The 7,085-nt window shown below is 38.4% G+C and carries 5 protein-coding genes and 1 tRNA gene; 5 read left to right on the top strand and 1 reads right to left on the bottom strand.

What is annotated here, in order from left to right; genetic code table 11:
• Nucleotides 1–43: 43 nt before the first annotated feature.
• Nucleotides 44–2,977 (bottom strand): M16 family metallopeptidase, encoded by a 2,934-nt coding sequence (locus tag B3I52_RS09080; RefSeq protein ID WP_293300541.1) that lies wholly within the window; start codon nucleotides 2,975–2,977, stop codon nucleotides 44–46.
• Nucleotides 2,978–3,362: 385 nt separating this feature from the next.
• On the opposite strand from B3I52_RS09080, the gene surE reads away from it, so the two are divergent.
• The 5 genes from surE (at nucleotide 3,363) to B3I52_RS09055 (ending at nucleotide 6,668) form a co-directional block, all read left to right on the top strand.
• A complete protein-coding gene (gene surE / locus B3I52_RS09075; protein WP_293300539.1) occupies nucleotides 3,363–4,184 on the top strand; it encodes a 5'/3'-nucleotidase SurE in 822 nt (273 codons plus the stop codon).
• A gap of 1 nt (nucleotide 4,185) precedes the next feature.
• A complete protein-coding gene (locus B3I52_RS09070) occupies nucleotides 4,186–4,467 on the top strand; it encodes a stationary phase survival protein SurE (protein ID WP_293300537.1) in 282 nt (93 codons plus the stop codon).
• A 125-nt stretch (nucleotides 4,468–4,592) separates the two neighbouring features.
• Entirely contained in the window at nucleotides 4,593–5,696 is a 1,104-nt protein-coding gene (gene lpxB, locus B3I52_RS09065; protein ID WP_293300535.1) for a lipid-A-disaccharide synthase, read from the top strand.
• A 29-nt stretch (nucleotides 5,697–5,725) separates the two neighbouring features.
• Nucleotides 5,726–6,397 (top strand): hypothetical protein, encoded by a 672-nt coding sequence (locus B3I52_RS09060; protein ID WP_293300533.1) that lies wholly within the window; start codon nucleotides 5,726–5,728, stop codon nucleotides 6,395–6,397.
• 197 nt (nucleotides 6,398–6,594) lie between these two features.
• A tRNA-Ala gene (locus tag B3I52_RS09055) sits at nucleotides 6,595–6,668 on the top strand.
• Nucleotides 6,669–7,085: the final 417 nt, after the last annotated feature.

Here is a 7,085-nt window from a genome sequence, read left to right as displayed (position 1 = left end):
TCTCTTTTGAGACAGCCCCTTTTGTTGTTATGGTTTTAGCAGATTAATACCCGAAAATATCTTCTAGCGTTAGGGTTTTTACTGCGCCAAATTTGGCCATGTCTTCTTGTTTCACTCTCTTATCAGAGGCAACAATTAAATAAGTGTATGGTTTGTTGGCTATTTTTTGTTGATGAAACGAATTAATATTGTTGAAAGTAATAGGTTTAATTTCTTTGTACCTATCTGTTCTCGAATCGTAGCTGTAACCTAATTTCTTATCTGCAAAATAGTGTCCAAAAATGGCATCTTTCAATACCCTATCCGATTCGTAGTTGCTCAATAAGTTGGTTTTAGCGCCTTCAAATGTTTTTTCGCTCTTAGGCAACACATTTAAAAGCTCGTTCATGCCAGCTACGGCATCATTCATTTTATCTGCTTGGCTACCTACATAAGCTACCATGCTGTATTGTTTGTCGGCCCTATCTGGCGATGCGTAAGTTGCAAAAGTAGAGTAAGCTAGTGCCTTAGACTCTCGAATGGTTTGGAACACTACAGAGCCCATACCGCCCCCAAAGTAATTGTTAAATACTTCAATGGTTGCACCGTCAGCCTTGTTGTATAAGCCTGTGTTTCTTAACCAGCGTATTTCAGATTGCACCATATCGTAATTGGCAAAATAAACCTTGTTAGAGTCTTGAATGGTGTAGGTATAAACTTTGGCAGGTGCAGCAGGCGTAAACTCTTTGGGCAACGCATGTGCTTTTTTAATATTTGCTGTAAATGCAGCTAAATCTTGTGGACCATAGTAGGTTATTACGTGTTCGTAGTTGTTTAAATTTTTTAAGGTATAAATTAAGTCTTCGGCCTTAATGTTCTTTACGTCTTCATTGCTTAAAACATTGTTGAAGGGGTTTAACTTGCCATACTGTGCATAAGAAGTTAAACCGCTCATAATGGCACCTTTATTTAGTTTAGCATTTTCCCTAGATTTAAGGATGCTGTTTTTTAGCTCGGCAAGCGCTTTTTCGTTTGCTTGTACGTTCGCAAAAATGTGTTCAACCAAAGCAACTGCTTTATCGAAGTTTTCTTGTAGGCCGCTAATGTTAATGGTGGTGGTTTCCGAACCTACATTTAAGCTATAGCTACAGGCAATGTTATAGAACTGTTTGCTTAATTCTTCGGCAGTATATTTATCGGTACTTAAAAAAGGCAAATAAGAAGAGGCGTACTGCAATAACTTGTAGTTGTTGGCACCAATGTTAAAACGGTAGCTCATTCTAAAGATAGCATTTTCTGTGTTTTTAATAGCCAATACCTCTGCAATGCCAGCTTTGCCAAAGGCGATATCTTTTTGGTAATCTAAGAATTTAGGGGTTAATGGCTTAATAGGAGCTGTTAAAGTATTTTTCACAAAAGGAGAAGTTAAGCCAGCGTTAGCATTGATAGGGGTAATGCTAGGTTTTTCTACCTTGATGGTGTTTTTGTCTTCGCCCTTGTGTTTGTAGCCAATTATATAGTTGTCTTTGAAAAAGGTTTTGGCAAAAGCCACTACCTGCGCCTTGGTAATTTTAGCGGTTTCATCAATACTAGCTAAACTTGCATTCCACTTATTGCCGCGGTGTAAAATAAATTGGTTAGAAAAAATTTCGGCCCTGTTGCTATTCCTGTCAAAAGCTTGCAGATAACTTAACTTCTGGTTGGCCACAATAGCCTTTAATAGTTCGTTGTCAAACTTGCCATCTTTTAAAGCTTGTATTTGCGCTAATAAGAGTTGTGCAACTTCGTCTAAGCTTTGCCCCTGTTTTGGCTGCGCCGATAAATTAAACACGCCATAGTCTTTCATTTGCTGGTAGGTAGCATTGGCCCTCAATACCTTTTGTTGCTTGTTCAAATTAATATCGAACAAGCCAGCTTTACCATTGGTTAAAATACTTTTAATTAAGGAAAGCATTAAGCTTTCTTTACTATTGTCTGCAAAGCCACGGTAGTAAATCTCTACTACTTCTGCACTAGGGCCATACACATCAACTTTTTGGATTTGGGTTAATGGTTTTTCTGGAGCCGGATTGTAAAGTGCCAAAGGTTTTGATACCATGTAACCAAAAGCCTTGGCTACTTTTTTAATCATCTCATCTGGGTTTAAGTCGCCAGCTAAAATAATTGCCATATTGTTGGGTACATAGTATTTGTTATAGTAATTTCTGATTTCTACTAACGATGGATTTTTCAAGTGCTCAATAGTACCGATGGTGGTTTGTTGTCCGTAATTGTGCGTAGGAAATAATTTGTCCATCATTGCTTCGTTCAGTTTCCAAGCGTCGTTATCCAAGCCTCTGTTTTTCTCTTCGTAAACGGCCTCTAGCTCTGTATGGAAAATACGGAATATAGGGTTGCGGAAACGCTCTGCTTGGATGGCCAAAAATTTATCGATTGCATTTGAAGGGAAATCCTCTTTGTAAACGGTTTCTTCGTACCATGTGTGTGCATTGGTAGAGTTGCCACCAATACCCTGCATCATTTTGTCGTACTCGTTTGCGATAGAAAAATTAGAGGCTTCTCCAGAAACCTTGTCTATTTCTTTGTAGATTTCTTTACGTTGTGCGGGGTCGGTAGTTTTGTTGTACTTTTCGTAAAGTGCATCAATTTTAGCTAACAAAGGTTTTTCTTTTGCCCAATCTGCAGTGCCAAATTTATCGGTTCCTTTAAACAGTAGGTGTTCTAGATAGTGTGCTAAACCAGTAGCGTTTTTAGGGTCGGTGTTGCTGCCGGCTCTAATACTCATACGGTATTCAATTTTTGGCTCTTTTTCATTTGGTGATAAAATTACCGTTAAGCCATTTTTTAAGGTGTAAAAGCGTGTTTTAGAAGGGTCGTTGGTTACATATTTATAGGTGTAACCTCCAGAAGTAGCCGTTTTCCACTGGTAAGTAGCGTTTTGGGCAACTAAGTTTGAACCTATAAATAATAGGCAAACAAATAATATAATTTTTTTCATGTTGTAATAAGTTATCATTCAAATATACAAAGACAATTAGAAACTGTTTAATATTTTTCATTCAAAGAAAACACCTAGACGGCCAGGGCACCGTCTATCGGCTTCGGGCTAAGTTTGGCAGGGGCGCCAAACACAACCTGTAAAATGGGTGTTAGATTAGGGCTAGCGTTTGGTGCCCCACCAAACTCGATATGTAAAATGTTGATGTCGTTTTTAAACTGTTCCTTTTATTTAAACTATAGGGTGCTATTTAAAAACAGCAATTAGGTTGATTAGCATAAAATCTTGTATTTTTGGTAAATCGAAGTCGTCGTGGTTTTTCTCTTAATGTTATTACCTAAATCACGATTGCTTTATCGCAAATGAAAATAATTTTTAATCCCAGATGAAAACTAAACCCTCAATATTAGTAGTTAACGACGATGGCATTACCGCAACAGGCATTAAAGCACTGATTGAGGTGATGAGTGAAATAGGAAATGTAACTGTGGTGGCACCAGATGGGCCACAATCGGGAATGGGACATGCCATCACTATTGGTAAACCTTTACGTTTTGATAAGGTAGATCTGTATCCGCCAATTGAAATGTACAAGTGTTCTGGTACGCCTGTTGACTGTGTGAAATTGGCAGTAAATAAGGTTTTTAAAGGCAAAAAGCCAGATTTATGTGTTTCTGGAATTAACCACGGCCTCAACAATTCCATTAATGTGATTTATTCGGGCACCATGTCTGCTGCGGTAGAGGGCGCTATTGAGAAAATTCCTTCTATTGGTTTTTCTATGGATGATTTTGCCCAAGATGCAGATTTTTCGCACTGCAAGAAATATATCAAGCAAATTACGGAACAAGTTTTGGCTAATGGTTTGCCAAATGGCACCTTGCTCAATGTTAATTTCCCTAAGGGAGACGGTATTAAAGGCATAAAGATTTGCAGGCAAGCCAATGCCAAATGGGCTGAAGATTTTGAAGAGCGCCAAGATCCTTATAAAAGACCTTATTATTGGTTAACGGGTATTTTCGAAAATTACGATAAAGGTGAAGATACCGATGTTTGGGCATTAGCACATGGCTATGCTTCGGTGGTACCGGTGCAGTTTGACCTAACGGCACACCATGCCATCCAAATATTAAATACTTGGAGTTTTAGTGGAGAACCAACGCTGTTTAAAAATACAGCAAGTGCAGACGGTACAAATTTAGGATAAAATGGCCAAGCTTTTTTCTTCAGTAAAAAACCATGTGTTGGTAGGTTTGGGCATAGGCTTGGGCACGCCGCTAGTATTAGGGGGCATTGCTTGGTATTTAATGCACCATACCACGGCTTTTAAAAAGGCAGACCTTTTGCTAATTGGGTGTGTGGCCGTTAATTTAGCTTGGGTAAGCTTCTTTAACAAAATCAACAAAGAAAATGTTTCGAGAGGAGTTGTAAGTGCTACTTTTTTGTGTGCTTTTGCTTTTTTCTTTTATAAAATAATGCAGGAGATTTGAGAGAGGAGTTGCGAAGTTAGATGTTGGAACGTTGTAAGGTTGAAAAGTTGTTTGTGCAGAAATCTCTTTGCTCAATGCCCCATGCAATCTTGATACTCGAAACTTAATACTCATATCCAAAAAAAATGAAATACTATTTAATAGCAGGAGAGGCTTCGGGAGATTTGCATGGCGCAAATTTGATGAAGGCCCTTAAAGTTGAAGATGCTGAAGCTAACTTCAGGTATTTTGGTGGCGATAAAATGCAAGCTGAGGGAGGCGAATTGGTAAAACACTATGCCGAAATGGCTTTTATGGGCTTTACCGAAGTAGTGCTTAACCTGCGTACAGTTCTGCGAAATTTAAAATCATGCAAGGCAGATGTATTGGCTTATGGGCCAGATGTGTTGGTTCTCATAGATTTTCCTGGCTTTAATTTAAAGATTGCGCAATTTGCCAAGCAGCATGGCATTAAAGTTTGCTATTATATCTCGCCAAAAGTTTGGGCTTGGAACCAAAAGCGTGTGCTAAAAATAAAACAAATTGTAGATCACCTGTTTTGCATTTTGCCTTTCGAAGTAGCTTTCTACAAAGACTGGGGCATGGAGGTAGATTATGTGGGTAATCCATTGTTAGATGAGATTTCACAGTTTGTACCCAACCAACAGTTTACAAAAGAGAATCAATTAGGCGAAAAACCTATTATAGCACTTTTACCAGGAAGCAGAAAGCAAGAAATAGAACGCTTACTGCCTGTAATGTTGAGCATAGCCGATGCCTTTGATTCGTATCAGTTTGTTATTGCGGCAGCGCCCACGTTTAATGCTGCTTATTACCAGCAATTTATTGGACAAAGCAAGGCTGCCTTGGTATTTAACCAAACCTACGATTTGCTTTACCATGCCCATGCTGCATTGGTAGCTTCTGGTACAGCAACACTCGAAACGGCATTGTTTAAAGTGCCGCAAGTGGTGGTTTATAAAGGCGGGGCAATTTCAATCGCTGTTGCAAGATTGTTGGTGAAAATCCGATTTATCTCTCTTGTAAATCTGATAGTGGATAGGAAAATTGTTACGGAACTTATTCAGCAGGATTGCACAAAAGAGAAAATAACAGAAGAGTTAAAACTTATTGTTTCGGGCGATAGAAGAAAACAGTTGTTAGATGATTACCAGGAATTACATCAGCTTATGGGGCAAGCTGGTGCATCAGAAAAAACGGCGAAGCTGATTAATTTATATTTCAAATAAATTTTTATTTGACTGAAATTGTGATATAATTGCAAAAAGTAAATAAACTATTAAAAATGAAAAAAACAGTCTTACTAACGCTATTTGTAGCTATTTCTATGGCCGCAAACGCTCAATTCGAAGGAAGTAAACAAGTATTTGAAAGCCCAAATCTTAAAACGGAAATTACTAAGCACAAAATTGTGGCAATTTTGCCTTTTAATACAAGGATTTCTTACAAAAAACAACCTAAGAATTTTAGTGCAGAAGCTAATAAAGAACAAGAGAAGGCTTTATCTACTTCAATCCAATCTAGTATGTACACTTTTCTGTTAAGAAAAGCTTCTAACTATACTGTTGAATTTCAAGATGTAGAAAAAACAAACATATTACTAAAAAAAGCAGGTGTTTTTGATAAACTAGGGGAAACGACTAAAGATGAAATTGCTAAGATATTAGGAGTGGACGCGGTTATAGGCGGGCAGTTTGAAACCGAACAGTCAAGGTCGGAAGCGGGAGCAATTGCTACAACTGTCTTATTTGGTGGAATTGGTTCAAAAACAGGTACAGGGGCTTTAACGCTTGTAATCAACGAAGGAGAAAAAGGAAATTTACTTTGGAGATTTTACAAAAGTATGGACGATAATGTACTATCATCATCAGACGTCCTTGTTGAAAGAATGATGAGAAAGGTATCGAGGAATTTTCCTTATACAAAATAATAAAAATACACATTTCTAGGTATTGTGAACTAAACTGCGCAGGTGTAGTTTTGGATAAATTTAGGTTAAGTCAAAAAGATACGTTTGTCTATTCTCCGCTTAACTATGTTATTGTGTTTGGGAGGGCTGTAAAGTCTTCCCTTTTTTTATTTAATACTTGCATAATTACTAAAAATACTTACTTTTGCCTCCCACATGGGGGATTAGCTCATTTGGCTAGAGCGCTTGCCTGGCAGGCAAGAGGTGGCCGGTTCGAATCCGGCATTCTCCACATTCATAAAAAAGGCCCTTAAACAGTTGTTTAAGGGCCTTTTTTGTGTTTTGAGGTTTTCTTATTCTCGTGTAAAAAGCATCTTTTAGACAAGTTTGTTGGCACCTCTAATATAGGTCTGGTTTGGCAATAGAACTTGCAAAATGGCGCATCTGTCGGTTTTTGTCGTGTTTGTCGTTTGAGGTATGCTGGTTCACCGTCGGTCTATCGTCGGTCCTCCGTCGGTCCTCCGTCGCTGGCTAAAGGGTTGGTTGGTTGGTTGGAGCAAAGAGCAAAGAACAAGGAGCAAAGAGCAAGGATTGGTGGCGTTCATCAAACCGTCTTTGCGAGTTTACGAAGCAATCTCATTTTTTTTCCACTCATACCGATAAATCGGTACAGGTTAGCCGGCTGAGCCTATAAACTTTGTCTTGATAC

The organism is Pedobacter sp. UBA4863 (assembly GCF_002399615.1).
Lineage (GTDB): Bacteria > Bacteroidota > Bacteroidia > Sphingobacteriales > Sphingobacteriaceae > Pedobacter.
The sequence above is the reverse complement of the archived record's forward strand: the minus strand, read 5'-3'. Positions and strand labels throughout refer to the sequence as shown.